Annotated in this window: 17 protein-coding genes; 9 read left to right on the top strand and 8 right to left on the bottom strand. The window is 71.0% G+C overall.

Annotation, left to right across the window (positions count from 1 at the left end; translation table 11 throughout):
• Positions 1-1,230 (bottom strand): FG-GAP-like repeat-containing protein (locus tag AB0K35_RS14955; protein ID WP_363885680.1); only part of this gene is annotated, 1,230 nt, incomplete at its 3' end.
• A gap of 389 nt (positions 1,231-1,619) precedes the next feature.
• Between AB0K35_RS14955 and AB0K35_RS14960 the strand changes: the two genes are divergently transcribed.
• Complete coding sequence (locus AB0K35_RS14960; RefSeq protein WP_238669580.1) at positions 1,620-2,183, top strand: hypothetical protein; 564 nt, start codon at positions 1,620-1,622, stop codon at positions 2,181-2,183.
• A gap of 168 nt (positions 2,184-2,351) precedes the next feature.
• On the opposite strand, the gene AB0K35_RS14965 is transcribed toward AB0K35_RS14960, so the two are convergent.
• From AB0K35_RS14965 to AB0K35_RS14995, 7 genes are all read right to left on the bottom strand, one after another.
• Positions 2,352-2,930: a dihydrofolate reductase family protein gene (locus AB0K35_RS14965; RefSeq protein WP_363885682.1), complete on the bottom strand. Its 579-nt coding sequence runs from the start codon at positions 2,928-2,930 to the stop codon at positions 2,352-2,354.
• Positions 2,927-4,126, bottom strand: coding sequence for a sigma-70 family RNA polymerase sigma factor (locus tag AB0K35_RS14970; RefSeq protein ID WP_238669578.1), 1,200 nt, complete (start codon positions 4,124-4,126; stop codon positions 2,927-2,929). The genes AB0K35_RS14965 and AB0K35_RS14970 overlap by 4 nt, the downstream gene beginning before the upstream one ends.
• Positions 4,127-4,146: 20 nt before the next feature.
• Positions 4,147-4,500, bottom strand: a complete 354-nt coding sequence (locus AB0K35_RS14975) for a YciI family protein (protein ID WP_357365181.1) — start codon at positions 4,498-4,500, stop codon at positions 4,147-4,149.
• Positions 4,501-4,539: 39 nt separating this feature from the next.
• The gene (locus AB0K35_RS14980; RefSeq protein ID WP_363885684.1) at positions 4,540-4,953 is read right to left on the bottom strand and encodes a DUF6069 family protein; all 414 of its coding nucleotides are present in this window, start codon (positions 4,951-4,953) and stop codon (positions 4,540-4,542) included.
• 223 nt (positions 4,954-5,176) lie between these two features.
• A complete protein-coding gene (locus AB0K35_RS14985; protein WP_363885686.1) occupies positions 5,177-5,563 on the bottom strand; it encodes a hypothetical protein in 387 nt (128 codons plus the stop codon).
• Between the two features lie 136 nt (positions 5,564-5,699).
• Entirely contained in the window at positions 5,700-6,047 is a 348-nt protein-coding gene (locus AB0K35_RS14990; protein ID WP_238669574.1) for a hypothetical protein, read from the bottom strand.
• A gap of 209 nt (positions 6,048-6,256) precedes the next feature.
• Positions 6,257-6,589 carry an L-rhamnose mutarotase gene (locus AB0K35_RS14995; protein ID WP_363885688.1) on the bottom strand — a complete coding sequence of 111 codons (333 nt, stop codon included), beginning with the start codon at positions 6,587-6,589 and terminating at the stop codon, positions 6,257-6,259.
• A gap of 147 nt (positions 6,590-6,736) precedes the next feature.
• Here AB0K35_RS14995 and AB0K35_RS15000 point away from each other — a divergent pair, with 147 nt between their 5' ends.
• The 8 genes from AB0K35_RS15000 to AB0K35_RS15035 all read left to right on the top strand — a co-directional run bounded on the left by AB0K35_RS15000 (position 6,737) and on the right by AB0K35_RS15035 (position 14,913).
• Entirely contained in the window at positions 6,737-7,417 is a 681-nt protein-coding gene (locus tag AB0K35_RS15000) for a response regulator transcription factor (RefSeq protein WP_238669572.1), read from the top strand.
• A gap of 12 nt (positions 7,418-7,429) precedes the next feature.
• On the top strand, positions 7,430-8,899 hold the full coding sequence (locus AB0K35_RS15005; protein WP_363885690.1) for a HAMP domain-containing sensor histidine kinase: 1,470 nt from the start codon (positions 7,430-7,432) through the stop codon (positions 8,897-8,899).
• Positions 8,896-9,795 carry a Gmad2 immunoglobulin-like domain-containing protein gene (locus AB0K35_RS15010; protein WP_363885692.1) on the top strand — a complete coding sequence of 300 codons (900 nt, stop codon included), beginning with the start codon at positions 8,896-8,898 and terminating at the stop codon, positions 9,793-9,795. The genes AB0K35_RS15005 and AB0K35_RS15010 overlap by 4 nt, the downstream gene beginning before the upstream one ends.
• A gap of 381 nt (positions 9,796-10,176) precedes the next feature.
• Entirely contained in the window at positions 10,177-10,359 is a 183-nt protein-coding gene (locus AB0K35_RS15015) for a hypothetical protein (protein WP_203117656.1), read from the top strand.
• On the top strand, positions 10,356-11,702 hold the full coding sequence (locus tag AB0K35_RS15020; RefSeq protein WP_363885693.1) for a glycosyltransferase: 1,347 nt from the start codon (positions 10,356-10,358) through the stop codon (positions 11,700-11,702). The genes AB0K35_RS15015 and AB0K35_RS15020 overlap by 4 nt, the downstream gene beginning before the upstream one ends.
• Before the next feature lie 151 nt (positions 11,703-11,853).
• Positions 11,854-12,483, top strand: coding sequence for a TetR/AcrR family transcriptional regulator (locus tag AB0K35_RS15025; protein WP_238669568.1), 630 nt, complete (start codon positions 11,854-11,856; stop codon positions 12,481-12,483).
• Between the two features lie 33 nt (positions 12,484-12,516).
• Positions 12,517-14,010 (top strand): MFS transporter, encoded by a 1,494-nt coding sequence (locus AB0K35_RS15030; RefSeq protein WP_238669567.1) that lies wholly within the window; start codon positions 12,517-12,519, stop codon positions 14,008-14,010.
• 111 nt (positions 14,011-14,121) lie between these two features.
• Entirely contained in the window at positions 14,122-14,913 is a 792-nt protein-coding gene (locus AB0K35_RS15035; protein WP_238669566.1) for a maleylpyruvate isomerase family mycothiol-dependent enzyme, read from the top strand.
• Positions 14,914-15,047 lie beyond the last annotated feature (134 nt).

Here is a 15,047-nt window from a genome sequence, read left to right on the forward strand (position 1 = left end):
ACGGTCACCGTTGAAGTCACCGAGCACCAGGCGCCCGCCAACCTGGCCGAGGTTGAACGGCCCGCTGTCGTACCAGACACGGGCAGCCGAGTTGCCGTTGCGCCACACGTAGTACGAGAACGTGCCGTCGCCGTGCTGGTAGGCCATCACGATGTCGTCCCTGCCGTCACCGTCCACGTCACCGGAGGCCATCCGGTCGCCCACGGCGCTGAGCCGGAAGGCTCCGGAGTCGTAGTCGCTGGTGCGGTTGAACGAGTCACCGTCGGACAGCCAGCGGTACATCCGCATCGTGCCGTCACCCTGGTCGTACGCGACTGTCGGGGCGGCGCGACCGGCCGGCTTCGGCGGGGACGGCGGCGTGGTGGGCTTCGCGATCTTCGTGTACCGCCGCGCCACGTAACTGGTGGCCCGGTGGCTGTCGATGGTCCCGGCGTCGATCGCCGCCGTTCGGATCTTCACCGGTGTCGACCCGAAGGTGTAGTAGGTGAAGTGCCGACGGTCGGTCTTCCAGCTCTTGAAGAGGACGACGTGCTTCGCGGCGAGGTTGAGGATGTCGCCGGGCTGGAGCTCCGCCTTGCCGATCTGGGTGGAGAACTGGTGCAGGGTCCGGGTGCTGGGGTCGGCATTCAGGTGCCAGGCCATGCCCACGTAGCCGGAGCAGTCACGCCGGTACTTGCGGGTGTGCGTGGGGTCCCAGGAGAACGCCCGCTGGCTGTACGGGCCGGGCTGATGGTCCACCCAGCCCTGGGCGCGCTGCATGACCTCGGCTCGGGTGATCGGCCCGCCGATCGAGGAGGCCAACGCGGACATCGTGCCACCGTCGGAGCCCTGCGAGGGATCCTCGGTCTCGTCGACCGGATCGTCGTCGGGCAGTTCGTCGCCGGGGTCGTTCAGTTGGCACCCGTCGAGCTGGGCCACGATCTCGGTCGGCACCGACTCGTCGCAGACCCCGCCCGAGCCGACGTTGAGCGGCTTCCACTGCTGCGCCACATCCTCGTAGCGGAACAGTACGAACGACGCGTCGTACTCGCCCTCCGCCGGAACGACAGCGGTGGCCCAGGGCAGGGCACAGCTCACGCTCTCCAGCACGGCCGGGTTGCCGGCCGCCTCGTCGGTGAGTGCGTCGGCCCGCAGACCGGCCAGCAGGGTGGCCGGCGTCGGACACACCGGAGCCTCCGCCGCAGCCGCCTGGGCCGGGACTCCACCCGGAACGGTGAGAACACCAGTCATCACCAGTACTGTCGCGAGCTTTCGCCCGCCTGATTCCTCACGCACAGCCTTCCTCCCCGTTTGTCATCGATGAGACGTCGGAACGTCGGATGGTCGAGGGCGAACTGCCCGCACCACGGCAGACGTCAGTGGCTGAACGCACGTGTCACCCCGGATGCATCCGGAGCGCAACTCCCGACGGTGGCCACATGCCGGGGACCGCGTGCGAAATGGAGGCTACGACACTCGTCGATGTCCGTCTGTCCCCGATCTGACGGTCCGGCCGCCTGCTGTTACTCGGCGGTTACGTCGCGGCGAAGCTCCTGTGCCGGGACAGGACGACGGTGGCGGCAGAGGGTCACCGGCGGCGCCGCCGTGACGTGACCCCGGAACCGGACGGAGAAGGAACCATGAGGATCAGGAGCGCACTGACCGCGTTGACGGTCGTCCTCGCCGGGCTGGTCGCCAGCGCCGGCAGCAGCACCGCGGCGGGCACCACGACCGGAGCGCCGTACTGCGGGATCACCTGGGGCAGCGCGGAGAAGGCGGCCGGCGCGCTGAGCGACGCCCCGCTGATCGACGTACGGACCGGCCGGCACGACTGCTACGACCGGGTGGTGTTCGAGTTCAACGGCCCCGTCGACGGTTACGCGATCGGCTACGGGGAGACGTGGACCGAGGGCGAAGGGCTGGCGCTGTCGCCGTACACCGCCGGCGGCGCCCTGCTGCGGGTCTCGCTGCGGGCACCGGCGTACGACGACGACCACCTGGGCACCGTGCCCTACGCGGTAGGCGAGCACGTGGCGAACCTGCTGCGCTACCCGACGCTGCGCGACGTGGTGTTCGGCGGCAGCTTCGAGGGCTACAGCACCTTCGCCGTCGGCGTACGGGCGCGGCTGCCGTTCCGGGTGCTCGTGCTCGCCGGCCCCGGCACTCACAGCCGGGTGGTGCTCGACGTCGCCCACCAGTGGTGATCGGAACCGGCCGATCCGCCTGGCCGTCCGCCGCGGTGAGGCGGACGGCCAAGCGTGGGCCTAACCCGGCTGGGCGCGGAGCGCCGTAGCGAACCGGCGTTGGTGGGCGGCGGGGCTGATCGACAGCTTCCGGGCGAAGACCCGGCGCATGCTCTCCGGCGTGATGACTCAGACGTGCGGGGTGGGCCGGTAAACGAGCTCCTGGGTGCGGCCGTCGAGGGTCCGGCTCTCGATCAACTCCAGGTCGAAGTCGGCCGCTCCCTGGAAGATCGGCTCGGTGCCGGTCTGTCCGGTGATCACCGGGAAGAGCGTCACCTGGACGAAATCGACCAGTCCGGCGGCCATCAGCGCCCGGTTCAACGACAGGCTGCCGTGCGATCGCAGGGGCACGGCGGACTCCTCCTTGAGCCGGGCGACGACGTCGACCGCGTCACCGCGCACGACGGTCCCGTCCGGCCAGTCGAGGGGGCCCTCCAGCGTCTCCGACACCACTGTCGCCGGGAGGTTCCTCATCTGGGTCACCCAGGCGTCGCGGACCTCGGACTCCTCGCTGCTCGCGGCCAGCATCTGCGCGAACACCCGGTACGTGTTGGCCCCGAAGACCATGCGCTGCTCGGCGCTGTACACGGACAGGCGGTGCGCGAGCAGTTCGGGCCCCTGCTTTCCCCAGTAGCCGCCCCAGTTCCCGCTGGTGGTGCCGAAGCCGTCGAGGCTGGAAAAGACGTCGACTGTGTAGGTAGCGGTCATGATGCTCTCCATTCACCGGTGAGTTCGTCGCGACGGGTCTCCAGGTAGGCCCGCTCGGTCGGGTTGGTGGCCAGTGCCGCGGCCTGGTCGTAGGCGGCTCGGGCCTCGTCGTTGCGTCCGAGCCGGGCGAGCAGTTCGGCCCGGGTGGCGGGCAGCCGGTGATAGCGCGGGAGGTCGACGCCCTCCAGCGCGGCGAGGGCCACCGCCGGCCCGTGCACCTCGGCGACGGCTACCGCACGGTTGAGCGCGACGACAGGGGTTGGCGCGAGTGCGAGGAGCTGGTCGTACAGGGCGAGGACCTGCGGCCAGTCGGTGGCGGCGCCGTCGGTGTGCACAGCGCCGATCGCGGCCTGGATCTGGTACGGCCCGGGCCGGTTGCGGCGTAGGCATCGGCGGACCAGGTCATGCCCCTCGACGATGAGCTGCCGGTTCCACAGTGATCGGTCCTGGTCGGCCAGCAGCACCAGGTCGCCGGCCGGGCCGAGCCGGGCCGGACGGCGCGCCTCGGTCAGCAGCAGCAGGGCGAGAAGACCCAGGACCTCGGGCTCGTCGGGCATCAACGCGGCGAGTTCGCGGGCGAGCCGGACCGCCTCGGCGCACAGGTCCGTTCTGATCAACGGGCCGGCGGTGGACGCGTAGCCCTCGTTGAACATCAGGTAGAGCACGGCGAGGACGGGCGGCAACCGGTCCGGCAGCTCATGTTCGGCCGGCACCCGGTACGGGATGGCGGCGTCGCGGATCTTCTTCTTGGCGCGCACGATCCGCTGGGCGACGGTCGCCTCCTGGACCAGGTAGGCACGGGCGATCTCCGGTACGTCGAGGCCGCCCAGCAGGCGCAGGGTCAGAGCCGTCCGTGCCTCCGGGGCCAGCGCCGGGTGACAACAGGTGAAGATGAGTCGCAGCTGGTCGTCCGGCACCGGTCCCACCTCCGAGGGCTCATCCTGGTGATACAGCAGCAGGGCCTGGGCGTGCCGGGCCTCGCGTGTCGACTCTCGGCGAAGCCTGTCGACGGCACGGTTGCGTGCGGTGGTCACGATCCAGGCGCCCGGATTCGGCGGCAGGGTCTGCCACTTCTGCAGCGCGGTGGTGAAGGCGTCCTGGACGGCCTCCTCGGCGAGGTTGATGTCACCGAGGAGGCGGGCCAGGGTGGCGACGCAGCGGCCGTACTCCGCGCGGTAGATGCCCGCCAGGTCCATGTCGGGAGACCGGCTGCTGGTCAGGCCTGGGACAGGTCGTCGAAGGGACGCACCTCGACCGGGCCGCAGGCCGCCGCGCACCTCTCGGCCCAGGCCAGCGCCGCGTCCAGGTCCGCGCACCTGATGACCCAGAACCCGGCGATGTGCTCCTTCGTCTCGGCGAACGGCCCATCGCTCATGGCGGTGACGCCGTTCTCGACCCGGACGACAGTGGCGCTGTCCGGCGAGGTGAGTCCCCCGCCGAAGACCCAGGCGCCCGTGGCCTGCATGTCGTCGTTGATCCGGCCGGTCTCGGTGAACATGGTCTGCGTCTCCTCGTCGGACGGCGTCGGCGCGCCCTCGACGATGTGAACGGACAGCAGGTACTGCTTCATGACAATCCTCCGGTAGCTCGATGGTGGGTTGGGCTCAGGTCAGGCGGCCAGGCGGCGCGCGACGGCGGGGATCACGATCGCGGCAGCGACCAGGTGGGTGAGCATCAGCAGCGCCTTGGTGGCCATCCCGGCGTCGGCGATCACGTCCGGCACCACTGACAGTGCCGTCAGCACCACCGTCGTGCGGACGAACGTGAGCCGGGGGCGTCGGGCGAAACGCGCCAGCAACCCGGCGATGATCACGCCGATCAGCGAGAAGACGGCGGTCAGCACGCCGAACCCCGTGACGGGGATCGGGGCACCGCCCAGCTCAAGGCTGACCCCGGCCAGGTGCCCGACGGCGGCGACGGCCATGGTGGCGACGCTCGCCGCGACAGTGGCGGCGACACCGGTCCGGATCAGCGCACCGACGTTCGACGTGGCGGCGCGGGTCGTGTTCGCAGTGGCGGTCATCGTGCCCTCCAGTGGGTGTGCGGCCCGTTGCGATGCGGGCTCTCACCACTGCTACGAACTGAACGGATCCCAATCGACAGCACTACCAGAATTTTTTGTGGACCTGTTTCGACGGCGGCGCGAGACGACGGAATCTCGGGACACGGCGGACCAGCCCGACCACCGATTCTCGCAGCTCGGCGGCCCGGCGGCCCACGGCACGCTGACCGCGCTGCCAGCCTGATCAGTAGGGGCGGTAGACGAACAGGGCCCAGAGAAGTGGGACGGCAGCAACCGGCGCCACGCACAGGGCGCCGATGCGCACCCACTGCGGCAGGGCAGCTCTGAGGGCCAGGACAATGGCGGCGGTGCCGTAGCCGCCCGCCAGCAACGCGGTCGGGAGCAACGCCAACGGCTCGGGTCCGCAGTCCGAGGGATCCGGCACGAACGGGGGTCGGCACGGCTCGGACGGAGCCATGCTCGTGACAAGCGCCAGCCCTGACAGGCACATGATCGGCAGTAGCGGGACCGCCAACAGCGCGAGTGCGACAGCTACCCCCACGCTGGTGCGCTGCGGCGTCGTCCCGCGCTCGCGCCGGTCGGCACCGCCCCTGCTCCCACCGTCGGTCACTGTCGCTCCCGCGATGCCGTCGGTCCGTCGTCACATCGGACCACTCGGATCCAATCTCGACACCCGCATCATAGTGCGGTCCGCCCACCACGGGCACTGGCCGATGACGCAGCTGGTGGCGTGAGTGAACGACCCGTCAGCTGGCCCGGTAGCTGAGGAAGAGGCCCTCGGGCCAGCTGTGGAAGTTGTTGAGTTCGTACCCCGGGCCGCTGCAGTCGGGGGTCCGGTAGCCGGGGACGCTGTGGAAGCCGCCGCTCCAGGGGAACGCCCAGGTCGCCTCGGCGGGAAGTGGACGGCAGATGCCATCGGGCGTGGCCTGCCTGCCGACCACTTCGGTCGGGTAGCTGGAGTAGAAGACCAGGCCGTTGTCGGGGCTCTGGACCGGCTCGCCAGCAGCCGCTGGCGATGCCGGCAGCGTCACGGTCAGCGTGGTGATCAGTGCGGCGGCGAGAGCCGCGGCGCTCCGGTCAGCGATTTTGCGCATGAGTGTCCTCCCGGGACGACATCAATCGATTTCTGTCGATGCTCCGCCCGGAAGGTTTAGGTGTCAAGTAAAAGACATCACCGGCCACCCAGCGTCGGAACGAGCTGTCAGACCCGCCCCGCCCCGCCGATCATGGAGTTGTGGTGGGTGACAAAGCGACCGCCAGCCCCCACAACGGGCACCACAACTCCATGATCGGCGCCGTCAACCTAGGCCTCGTCGGCCAGGTGCCAGACCTCGCGCATCGGGGCCCACCAGTCCCCCGAGCCGGGCTCGGCGATCGACTCCTGACACGGGTCGGTCAGCTTCCACCACTCCTGCGTCTGCGGGTCCGCCGCGATCAGCCGCGAGTCGGCCTCGTAGTCGTCGCCGACGTACTCGTAGTAGCCGAAGAGCAGATCGTCGTGGAGGAAGATGGTGTAGTTGCGGAAGTTCGCCTCGCGCAGCGTCTTCTCCACGCTCGGCCAGACGGCGGCGTGCAACCGCAGGTAGGTCTCCCGCTGCTCGGGGCGGAGTCGAATCACGCAGCCATGACGTTTCACGTCGTGCCCTTTCGTGTGAGCCGGTTCAGGGGTGCCGAAGGCACCTGACCGTAGCGGTTGGGCGGTGCCCGGAGGGGGCCAGCCGGTCGCCGATGTCGGCCGTTCTGCCAGGGCTACGCACTGTGGCGCCGGGTCTACCCTCGGGTGATGGAGGGCCGCGTGTTGGTGGTCGAGGACGACTTCTCGATCCGGGAGGTCACCGCCCTCGGTCTGCGTCGCGCCGGTTTCCGGGTCGACACCGCGGTAGACGGGCGGCAGGCCCTGGCCGCGTTCCGCGCCCACCCGGTCGACCTCATCGTGCTCGACCTCATGCTGCCGGGCCTGGACGGCCTGGAGGTCTGCCGGGAGATCCGGCGGAGCAGCCAGGTGCCGATCCTGATGCTGACCGCGCGCACCGACACCATCGACGTGGTGGTCGGGCTGGAGTGCGGCGCGGACGACTATCTGCGCAAGCCCTTCGACCTGCCCGAGCTGGTGGCCCGGGTTCGCTCGGTGCTGCGCAGGGTCAGCCTGCCGGCCCCCTCGACAGTCATCGAGGTCGGCGGTCTGGAGATCGACCCGGACGGCTTCGTGGTGCGCCGGCACGGCCAGGAGGTGGCGCTCACCGCCACCGAGTTCCGCCTCCTGCTGGAGCTGGCCCGCCGGCCCGGTCAGGTCTTCACCCGGGAGTTGCTGCTGGACCTGGTCTGGAACCACGACTTCCTCGGCGACTCCCGACTTGTCGACGTGGCGGTGCAGCGGCTACGCGCGAAGGTCGAGGACGACCCGGCGCAGCCACGGCTGATCCGGACCGTGCGCGGCGCCGGTTACAAACTGTCGACGGGCTGACGGGGGGCGGCGATGGCCGGACGCGCAGTGTTCCCCGGGCGCCTGCGGCGCCGGCTGACGATCGCGTTCGTCCTGGTGGCCGGCGTCTCGGCCGGGCTGCTCGCCGGCGGGACCGGGCTGCTGCTGCGGCAGTCCTGGTTGGACGCGTCGCTGCACGAGGCCGCCGCCGACGCCCGCTACCAGCTCGTTCTCGCCGGGCAGTTCCTGCCGCTGACCGAGCAGCGCAGCACCGAACTGCTCACCAGCTTCGAGGCCAGCGGTCGGCACGTGCTGCTCGTCGACGGCCCGACTCGCGCCTCGCACCCCGCGTACGCCCCGGTGCTGGGCACCCGGTTGCGGGCCGCCGTCGCGGACGGGCGGCTCGGCTATCAGCGCTCCGCGCCGAAGGAGCGCCCTCGGCTGCTGGTGATCGGTGGGCGCATCCCCGGCTCGACCGCCGAGCTGTACGTCCTGACCGTGGAGGACGACGTCGCCACCGACCTGGGTCAGCTCCGCACCGCGCTGGTGGCCGGCTGGGCGCTCGTGGTGCTGCTCGCCGCCGCCGTGGGTCACGCACTGGCCCGCCGCACGTTGGAGCCGGTGGGCCGGGCCAGCCGGGCCGCCCGAGCACTCACCGAGGGCCTGCTCGCCACCCGTCTGCCGGTACGCGGGCGCGACGAGTTCAGCGTCTGGGCGGCGACGTTCAACGAGATGGCCGGGGCCCTGGAGTCGAAGATCGCGGCGCTGTCGGCCGCACAGGCCCGCGAGCGACGGTTCACCGCCGACGTCGCGCACGAGCTGCGTACCCCGGTGACCGCGTTGGTGGCGGCGGCGTCGCTGCTGCGCGAGCACCTCGACCAGCTGCCCGACGACGCCCGGCCGGCGGCCCGGCTGCTGGTCGGCGACGTGGTCCGGCTGCGCCGGTTGGTCGAGGACCTGATGGAGATCTCCCGGTTGGATGCCGGGCGGGAGCGGCTGGACGTCGGGTCGGTCGACGCGTTGGGGCTGCTGCACGGCATCGTCGCGGCGCGCGGCTGGTCGCCGCGGGTGCGGGTCACCGGTGATCCGGTAGCGGCGCGGACCGACAGGCGTCGGCTGGAGCGCGTGCTGGCCAACCTGGTCGCCAACGCGGTCGAGCACGGCGGTGGCGAGATCACGGCCGGCGTGGCGCGCGCCGGTCCCCTTGTCGTCTTCGAGGTGACCGACGAGGGGCCGGGCATCCCGGCCGAGCATCTGTCCCGTGTATTCGACCGGTTCCACCAGGTCGATCCGTCCCGCTCCGCGCCGGGCAGTGGGCTCGGGCTGGCCATCGCGCGGGAGCACGCCGAGCTGCTCGGTGGCGCGCTGAGCGTGCGCAGCGAACCGGGTGAGGGCACCCGGTTCCGGCTGGAGCTGCCCGCTGACGGTCCCGCCGGCCCGCACGGTGACCCGCCGCACCGGGACGACCGCGCCCACCCGCGGCCGGTTGGGCGTACCACCGGCTCGCCGGGCGGTATGGGGTGACCGGCCGCGGCGCGGTCGGGCTTGGCGCATCGGCGCTGGTCGCGGCGCTCCTGCTCGGCGGCTGCGGCACTCCCCGCTCCGGTGACCTCGGCCCGGCGCCCACCGCGCCGCCGCCGAGCGTCGCTCCCACCGACCGTCCGGAACCCACCCCGACCCGGGCCGCGGCACCGACGTCACCGCCCGCGAGCCGGCCGTCGGGTCCGTCGACGGCGGTGTCCACCGGCACGCGCCGGCCGGACCCGGTGACCATCGAGCTGTGGTACGTCCGCGCCGGGCTGCTCGTGCCGACCCGGCGCACCCGGCCGGCCACCATCGCGACGTCCCGACTGGCGCTCACCGAACTGGCCGCCGGGCCGAGCCCGGCCGAGGCTGCCACCGGGATGATCACCCTGCTTCCGGCCGGCGTCACTGTCACCCACATCGCCGACGGCGTGGCGACGCTGCGGCTGCCGTCCGTGGGCGACCCGGCCACCCGGCGGCTGCGCGAGGCGCAGGTGGTGTGGACGCTCACCCAGTTCCCCAGCGTGCGTCAGGTCCGCCTCGACGGCGCGGCCCCGGTCGACCGGGCGGACTACGCGGACCTGCTGCCACCGATCGTGGTCACCGGCCCGATCCCCGGCGAGCGCGTCTCCGCCCCGCTCGTCGTCACCGGCACGGCCACCGTGTTCGAGGCCACTGTGAGCGTCCGGGTGCTGGACGCCGGCGGTCGGACGGTGGCCACCGGTTTCGGCACCGCCAGTTGCGGCAGCGGCTGTCGGGGCGGCTACCGGGTGGTGATCGGCTGGGGCACGATCCGCGAACAGAGGGGCACTGTCGAGGTGTACGAGGTGTCCGCCGACAACGGCGCGCGGATCAACACGATGGCCGTGCCGGTGGTCCTCGCACCCCGCGACTGACCACCCTGCCCCAGAGGGTGTTAACCCGATGCGTCATCCATTTGTCGACAGCGACGTGCGGCCCTGACGTCTACCCGACAGCGCGGATCCTCGCCGACGTTGCCGGGCCTGACCCGGCCACGCGGTGAAAGCGCAGGCCAGGTGCCGTGGAGCCGGGAGGACGTCTCCGACACGCCGGCAGCGGGAAGGTTCCTCGGACCGGGCCGGACGACCGTTCACGTGACCTTCGAGATTGACCTGGACAAACTTGTTTGCGAACGTGAGCGCGTCATTGCGCAGAGTCATATTCGCAGTTCAGCAGTGTGACGGCCGGGCCACATTGGCGTCGTACCGGTCGCGGCCGTTACAGCCTCAGCATCCCTCGAAGAGCGGAGATACATCATGTCCGGTGGCAGCCTTCCCCGTACCGGTATGGGCGTTGTCACGATCGGCGGCGCTGCCGGTATCGGCAGCTACGCCCTCCCCCTGCCGCTCACCATCGCCCTCACCGGAGCGACAGCCGTCCTCGTCGGCTTCATCATGATCCGGATGACGTTCCGTCGTAAGCAGTCGGTCGGACAGTGACCGCGAGCGTCACGAAGGGTCGTGTCCTGTTCGCCGCGGCGGTCGTCCTGGCCGCCGCGGCGGCGTGGACCGCCCATCACGTCCTCGCCGTGATCGGCGCCATCGACGGAGGTGGTCACCGCTTCACCTTCGCGTACGCCGCCATGTTCCTGCTGCTGATCTGGCAGCTCGGCACCTCCTATCTGGAGAAGCCCGCAGTGGTCACCGACCGGATGCAGGGGCACCTCGACGCTCTGCACGTGGTGGGCATCGTGCCGGCGTACAACGAGGATCCGGGCGCCCTGCGGGCCTGCCTCGAATCCATGATCTTCCAAACACGCAAACCAGACACCATCTACGTGGTGGACGACGGGTCGAAGCTGACCGAGGGCTACCAGCCGATCAAGCGGTGGTTTCTCGATGTCGCCCCCGTACACGGGATCATCGCCGCCTGGCACATCCAACCCAATGCCGGCAAACGGCACGCCCAGGCGGCCGCGGTGCGGTCGACCCCGGCAGCCGACGTCTACTGGACGGTGGACTCGGACACCATCTCGGACCCGAACGCCCTCAGGGAGTTGTTGAAACCCTTCGCCGATCCGGCGGTGCAGTCTGTGGCCGGGGTGGTGATGGCAGCGAACGTGCGCAGCAGCTTCCTCACCCGGTTCACCGACCTGTGGCTGGTGACCGGGCAGCTCACCGACCGGTCGTCGCTGTCGGTGTTCGGGTGCGTGTGGGTGAACTCGGGCCCGATCGTCGCCTACCGCGCGGAGGTGGTTCGCGACAACCTCGGCGCGTATCTGACGGAGACGTTCTTCGGCCAGCGGGTGCCCTTCTCCGACGACTCCCTGCTCACCCTCTTCGCGATGGTCCGGGGACGTACCGTGCAGCAGCCCTCGGCGTTCGCGTTCTCCCTCATGCCGGAGAACGCCGGGCACTTCTGCCGGATGTTCCTGCGCTGGATGCGCGGCAGCTTCATCAGGACCTGGTGGCGGGTCCGGTACCTGTCGTTGCGGTCGATCGCGTGGTGGCTGCATCTGCTGCGCTGGGCGGCCACCGTGGTCGCGACGGTGTTGTTCGTGGCGGTGGCGATCCTGTCGCCGATCATCGACCCCGATCCGCGGGCGATTCCGTGGCTGGTGGCTGTGCCGTTGATCGTCGGGTACGGGCAGGCGCTCCGCTACATGACGGTACGACGATCGGACCAGTCGACGGCCTACCAGTGGGGCACCTGGCTCCTCACGCCCGTCGCCGTGGTGTTCGCCCTGGTGGTGCTCCGGGCGATCCGCTGGTACGGCATCGCCACCTGTTGGCGCACCGGCTGGGGCACCCGCAAGAAGGTGGAAGTGGCGCTGGGTTCCTGACCACACGACTCGTACTGATCCTGCCACCTGGGCTGACACCGCGTGAAACGTGACCGTTTCGCCGACTCAGTGCGAGGCAACTCACGAAACCCTGCACGATCAGCCAACCGCGAACTAGGGTCGGTACGACATCGTTTCGCGGGGGGTCGGGATGCTGGGTGGTCAGCAGGTGGGCGCGGGTGCCGGGGTGCCGGCAGCCCGGGCTCCGCGCTGCACCGACAATGACCTGTTCACAGTCGTCATCGACACCCTGCGCGAGGTCGGCTTCGACCGGATGACCATCGACGCCGTCGCCGCCCGCGCCCACGTCAGCAAGGCCACCATCTACCGACGCTGGGACGGCAAGGCCGAGCTGGTCGTCGCCGCCCTACGCGAGCGGCAGGTGGGTGTACACAACCCGCCCGACACCGGCTCCCTCCGCGGGGACCTGATCGAGTTGCTGCGGGCCACGGCCGCGATCTGCACCGCCGACTGCGACCTCATGCAGGCGTTGACCTTCGCCATGCGGACCAACCCCGAGCTGGAACGCCTGGTGCGTCACCAGGTGCTGCCGGCCGGGCGGGTGGCAAGCACCGCCATCCTGGTCCGGGCCGCCGCCCGCGGGGAGATCCCGCCGGAGGCCGGCGAACGGGAGCTGTTCCACGATCTGGCGCCCGCGCTCACCATGTCCCGCATCGTCGCGCACGGCCTACCCGCCGATGACGCGTTCCTCACCCAGGTCGTCGACCAGGTGCTGATCCCGGTACTCCGCTATCAGCACGACCGTCCGTCGCCGGCCTGAATCACCGATATTCGCAACACGGAAGGCTTCACCATGCCCGGAACCACCTCGACCGCGCCCGGCGCGCCCAACGCCGGGGCGTCGACAGGCGCGCCGCACCCGCGGCGCTGGATCGCGCTGGCGGTCATCGCGGTCTCACAGCTGATGGTCGTCCTGGACGCCACCATCGTGAACATCGCGCTGCCGCAGGCCCAGGCGGACCTGGGGATCACCGACGCGAACCGGCAGTGGGTGATCACCGCCTACACGCTGGCCTTCGGTGGTCTGCTGCTGCTCGGCGGTCGCATCGCCGACTACTGGGGGCGCAAGCGCACCTTCATCGTCGGCATGACCGGTTTCGCGCTCGCCTCCGCCCTGGGCGGTCTGGCCACCACCGGTGAGATGCTCTTCGCCGCCCGCGCGTTGCAGGGCGCCTTCGGCGCGCTGCTCGCCCCGGCCGCGCTGGCACTGCTCACCGTCCTGTTCACCGAGGCCACCGAGCGGGCCAAGGCCTTCGCGGTGTACGGCGCGATCGCCGGCGGTGGGTCGGCGGTCGGTCTGCTGCTCGGCGGTGTGCTCACCGAGTACGCCGACTGGCGCTGGTGCCTGCTGGTCAACATCCCGGTCGCCGCCATCGCCATCGCGTTCGCGCTGCCGCTGGTGCCGGAGAGCCGGGCACACGGCAACACCCGCTACGACGTACCCGGTGCGATAGTGGTGACCGCCGGCCTGGTCTCCCTGGTCTACGGCTTCACCAAGGCCGCCGAGGACGGCTGGGACGCCACCGCGACGCTCGGTTTCATCGCCGCGGGCGTGGTGCTGCTCGCCGCCTTCGTGGTGATCGAGCTGCGCTCCAGCCACCCGCTGCTGCCACTGCGGATCGTGCTGGACCGCAACCGGGGCGGGGCGTTCCTCACCTCGACGCTGATCGGCGCCGGCCTGTTCGGGGCGTTCCTCTTCCTGACCTTCTACTTCCAGGTGGTGTTGCAGTACAAGCCCCTCGAAGCCGGTCTCGCGTCCCTGCCGGTCACCGCAGGTGTGCTGATCGCCGCTGGTGGTGCCAGCCAGCTGATGCCCCGCCTGGGTGCCAAGCCGCTGATGGTCGCCGGTTCGGTGCTCGCCGCCCTGGGCATGCTGGTGCTGACCCAGATCGACGTGGACACCTCGTTCCTCACCCACCTGCTGCCCGCGCAGGTCGTCCTGGGCCTGGGGCTGGGCTTCACCTTCGTCCCGCTGTCCAGCCTCGCCCTGGTCGGGGTGCCGGAGCACGACGCCGGCGCGGCCAGCGCGACGCTCAACGCCACCCAGCAGATCGGTGGCTCGCTCGGCACCGCGCTGCTGAACACCTTCTACACCAGCGCGGTCGCCGCCTATCTGGTCGGCCGGGCGCCGAACCCGGTCAACCAGGTCGAGGCGCTGGTGCACGGCTACCGGGTGGCCTTCGCCTGGGGCGCGGCGTTGATCGTGCTCGCCGGACTGGCCACCCTGGTGCTGGTGAAGGTCCGCAAGGAGGACATCCCAACCGGCAACACAGTGCACATGGGCTGAGCCCGACCGACGTGGCCGCCGGCCGGAACGCGCCCGACACCGGGGCGGGCCGGCCGGTGGCCACGTCCGGTAACGTCCCGACCATCGTCGAAAATCCGTTTGAGGAGACCCATGTCGACCCCTGCTGACCAGATCATCACAGCTCTGCGGGCGGGCCACGAGGAGCTCGCCGCGCTCGTACGGGACCTCAAGGAGGACGACCTGCTCCGGCCGTCGGGGGCCAGCGAGTGGCAGGTCTCCCAGGTGCTGAGCCACCTGGGCAGCGGCGCCGAGATCAACCTGGCGACGCTGGACGCCGCCCGTTCCGGCGCGCCCGGTCCGGACGGGGACTTCAACCGTGGCGTCTGGGCACGCTGGGACGCGATGTCCCCGGCCGAGCACGCCGCCGGCTTCCTCGCCACCAACGAACGGCTGGTCGAGGCGTACGAGGCGCTGGACGCCGACACCCGGGCCTCGATGCGGATCGACCTCGGCTTCCTGCCGGAGCCGGTCGACGTGGCCACCGCGGCCCGGTTCCGGCTCAGCGAGTTCGCCCTGCACCAGTGGGACGCCGAGGTGGCGTTCAACAGGTTCGCGGCGGTGACGCCGGGTGCGGTGGCGCTGCTGCTCGACCAGATCGGCGGCATGCTGGCCTGGACCAGCCGACCCCAGGAGCTGGCCGGCCGGGAGGCCACAGTGCTGGTCCGGCTGCACGCGCCCGAGCGGACGTTCGGGCTGCGGCTGGGCGAGAAGGTCGAGATCGTCGACGCGCCGGAGCGTCCCGACGGGGAGTTGGTGGCCCCGGCCGAGGCGTGGCTGCGGCTGGCCACCGGACGGCTGGGCCCCCAGCACACCCCCGACGGGGTGCAGGTGACCGGCTCGGTGACCATCGACGACCTGCGCCGAGTCTTCGTGGGCTTCTGACCAGCGGCCGTGGGGGGGGGGGGGGGGGCCCCCCCCCCCCCCCCCGGCCCCCCCCCCCCCCCCCCCGGGGGGGGGGGGACCCACCCCCGCAGCGGCGGGGGGGGGCGCGCCCACCGGGGGGGGGGGGGTTCGGG

It is taken from the genome of Micromonospora sp. NPDC053740, assembly GCF_040677775.1.
GTDB lineage: Bacteria > Actinomycetota > Actinomycetes > Mycobacteriales > Micromonosporaceae > Micromonospora > Micromonospora alfalfae.